Origin of the sequence: Bradyrhizobium sp. (genome assembly GCF_035570375.1) — a bacterium.
Lineage (GTDB): Bacteria > Pseudomonadota > Alphaproteobacteria > Rhizobiales > Xanthobacteraceae > Bradyrhizobium.
Window position 1 is genome coordinate 1 of record NZ_DATMLW010000140.1, and the last position, 2,699, is coordinate 2,699.

At 60.9% G+C, this 2,699-nt stretch carries 2 protein-coding genes; both read left to right on the top strand.

Going from position 1 to position 2,699, the window contains the following annotated elements; translation table 11 throughout:
• Position 1 precedes the first annotated feature (1 nt).
• On the top strand, positions 2-1,945 hold the full coding sequence (locus VNX23_RS14950; RefSeq protein WP_325631233.1) for a PrkA family serine protein kinase: 1,944 nt from the start codon (positions 2-4) through the stop codon (positions 1,943-1,945).
• Between the two features lie 19 nt (positions 1,946-1,964).
• The coding region (locus VNX23_RS14955) for a DUF444 family protein (RefSeq protein WP_325631235.1) at positions 1,965-2,699 on the top strand (735 nt) is incomplete at its 3' end.

The following is a 2,699-nucleotide window of genomic DNA, read 5'->3' on the forward strand; positions in this document are numbered from 1 at the left end:
CATGTACAACGATTCTTTGTTCAACGCTTTCGCGCGATCGTTCGAGGCGCGAAGCGAAACGGACATGTCGATGGCGGAATATCTGGAATCGTGTCGAGGCGATCCGATGCGATACGCAAATTCGGCCGAACGACTACTAGCAGCGATCGGTGAGCCTCAGATGATCGACACGGCCAAGGACTCCCGCCTTGGCCGAATCTTTTTGAATCGCACGATGCGCATCTATCCGGCGTTTGCCGGATTTCACGGCATGGAAGAAACGATCGAGCGCATCGTCGGGTTCTTCCGGCACGCAGCGCAGGGCCTCGAGGAACGTAAGCAGATCCTTTACCTGCTCGGACCGGTGGGGGGCGGCAAGTCGTCACTTGCCGAGCGGCTCAAATCGTTGATGGAAATCCACCCGATCTATGTGCTCAAGGCCGGCGACGAACTCAGCCCGGTCTTTGAAAGTCCGCTCAGCCTGTTCGATCCGGAGACCCTCGGGCCGATGATCGAGGAAAAGTACGGTATTCCGCGCCGCCGTCTGACCGGATTGATGAGCCCCTGGTGCTACAAGCGTCTTGAAGCCTTTGGCGGCGACATCTCGCAATTCCGCGTGGTCAGGATGCAGCCGTCGCGGCTGCGGCAGATCGCGATCGCGAAGACCGAGCCCGGCGACGAGAACAACCAGGATATTTCCTCGCTGGTCGGCAAGGTCGATATCCGCAAGCTGGAGACTTTCTCCCAGAACGATCCCGATGCTTACAGCTATTCCGGCGGCCTCAATCGCGCCAACCAGGGCATCCTCGAATTCGTCGAGATGTTCAAGGCGCCGATCAAGATGTTGCATCCGCTGCTCACCGCGACCCAGGAAGGCAACTACATCGGAACCGAGAACATCGGTGCGATTCCGTTCACCGGTATCATTCTGGCGCACTCCAACGAGGCCGAATGGCAGAGCTTCAAGTCAAACAAGAACAATGAGGCTTTCATCGACCGCATCTGCGTGATCAAGGTGCCATACTGCCTGCGCGTGATCGAGGAGCAGAAGATCTACGAGAAGCTGATCCAGGGCTCCGAGCTGGCTGACGCACCGTGTGCGCCGGCGACGCTGGAGACGCTGGCGCGCTTTTCGGTGATGTCGCGCCTGCGCAGGCACGAGAACTCGACCCTGTTTGCGAAAATGCGGGTCTATGACGGCGAGAGCCTGAAGGAGTCCGATCCGAAGGCCCGCAGCGTCCAGGAATACAAGGATGCCGCCGGCGTCGACGAAGGCATGGACGGCGTCTCGACCCGCTTCGCATTCAAGGTGCTCGCCGCAACCTTCAATCACGATACGACTGAGATTGGCGCCGACGCCGTTCACCTCATGTATATGCTGGAGCAGGCCATCCGTCGCGAACAGCTGCCGGACGAGGTCGAGAAGCGCTATCTCGAGTCCATCAAGGCCGACCTTGCGCCACGCTACGCGGAGTTCATCGGCAACGAGATTCAGAAAGCGTATCTGGAGTCCTACGCCGACTACGGCCAGAACCTGTTCGATCGCTACGTCGACTATGCGGATGCATGGATCGAGGATCAGGATTTCAAGGATCCCGACACCGGCCAGATGCTCAATCGCGAGCTGCTCAACCAGGAACTGACCAAGATCGAGATGCCGGCCGGCATCGCCAACCCGAAGGACTTCCGCAACGAGGTCGTGAAGTTCTCGCTGCGCTCGCGCGCCCAGAACGGTGGCAAGAACCCAAGCTGGACCTCCTATGAGAAGATCCGCGAGGTCATCGAGAAGCGGATATTTTCGCAAGTCGAGGAACTGCTTCCGGTGATCTCGTTCGGCTCGAAGAAGGACGGCGATACCGAGAAAAAGCACGGCGAGTTCGTCGCGCGCATGGTGGCGCGCGGCTACACCGAGCGGCAGGTCCGGCGGCTGGTCGAGTGGTACATGCGGGTGAAGCGAGCCGGTTGAGGCGGATGCAAAAGTGGTCATTCATTTCGTCGACCGGCGCCTGAATCCTGGCGGCAAGAGTCTCGAGAACCGGCAGCGGTTCTTGCGGCGCGCCAAGTCGCTGGTCCAGGCGGCCGTCAAGAAGAGCTCGCAGGACCGCGACATTAAGGATGTCCTGGAGGGCGGCGAGGTCTCGATTCCACTTGACGGCATGCATGAGCCGCGCTTCCGCCGCGAGGGCGGCACGCGCGACATGGTGCTGCCCGGCAACAAGAAGTTCGTCGAAGGCGACATTCTTCCGCGCCCCGATGGAGGCCCGGGGGAGCGGGGATCGCGGCCGGGCGAAGGCGACGCCGAGGACGCGTTCCGCTTTGTCCTGAACCGCGACGAATTCGTCGACCTTTTCCTCGACGATCTCGAATTGCCGGAGCTGACCAAGCGCAGGCTCGCCGACGTGGAAAGCGAGGGCGTCCATCGCGCGGGCTATACGACGTCGGGTTCGCCGGCAAACCTCTCCGTCAGCCGCACCGTGAGCAAGGCCTTGATGCGGCGCGTCGCGTTGCGGCGGCCGCGGCCGGAGGCGATCGCGGAACTCGAAGCCGAACTTGAGAATTGCGACGAGGCCCGGTGCGGAGAGCTGTTGGCAAAAATCGACACCCTCAAATCGAAAATCCGCCGGATTCCCTTCATCGATCCCATCGACATCCGCTTCCGCCGTTTCGAGACGGTGCCGAAGCCAGTGGCCCAGGCGGTCATGTTCTGCCTGATGGACGTC

Bases quoted from the DNA above. Each gene is read 5' to 3' on its own strand.
- VNX23_RS14950 (WP_325631233.1), top strand. From the start codon at position 2: ATGTACAACGATTCTTTGTTCAACGCTTTCGCGCGATCGTTCGAGGCG.